This is a genomic window from Pseudoalteromonas sp. MMG022, assembly GCF_021654245.1.
Lineage (GTDB): Bacteria > Pseudomonadota > Gammaproteobacteria > Enterobacterales > Alteromonadaceae > Pseudoalteromonas > Pseudoalteromonas amylolytica.
Genome location: NZ_JAKFZQ010000057.1, coordinates 1 through 540, shown reverse-complemented (window position 1 = coordinate 540; position 540 = coordinate 1). Strand labels below are relative to the sequence as shown.

Annotated in this window: 1 rRNA gene; it reads left to right on the top strand. The window is 47.4% G+C overall.

Annotated elements, in window-relative coordinates:
- Positions 1 to 13 precede the first annotated feature (13 nt).
- Positions 14 to 540 (top strand): 23S ribosomal RNA (locus L1070_RS20170); the annotation flags it as partial.

Here is a 540-nt window from a genome sequence, read left to right as displayed (position 1 = left end):
TTTTGGGTTGTATGGTTAAGTGACTAAGCGTACACGGTGGATGCCTTGGCAGTTGGAGGCGATGAAGGACGTACTAACTTGCGATAAGCCTAGTTGAGCCAGTAAGAGGCGCTTGAGACTAGGATTTCCGAATGGGGAAACCCACCTGTTTACAGGTATCATATGGTGAATACATAGCCATATGAGGCGAACGCGGAGAACTGAAACATCTAAGTACCCGTAGGAAAAGAAATCAACCGAGATTCCGATAGTAGCGGCGAGCGAAATCGGACCAGCCCTTAAGCTTTAGTGTAGTTAGTGGAACATTCTGGAAAGTTTGACGACACAGGGTGATAGTCCCGTACACAAAAACTTATCTAAAGTGAAATCGAGTAGGTCGGAGCACGTGAAACTTTGACTGAATATGGGGGGACCATCCTCCAAGGCTAAATACTCCCAACTGACCGATAGTGAACCAGTACCGTGAGGGAAAGGCGAAAAGAACCCCTGTGAGGGGAGTGAAATAGAACCTGAAACCGTGTACGTACAAGCAGTAGGAGC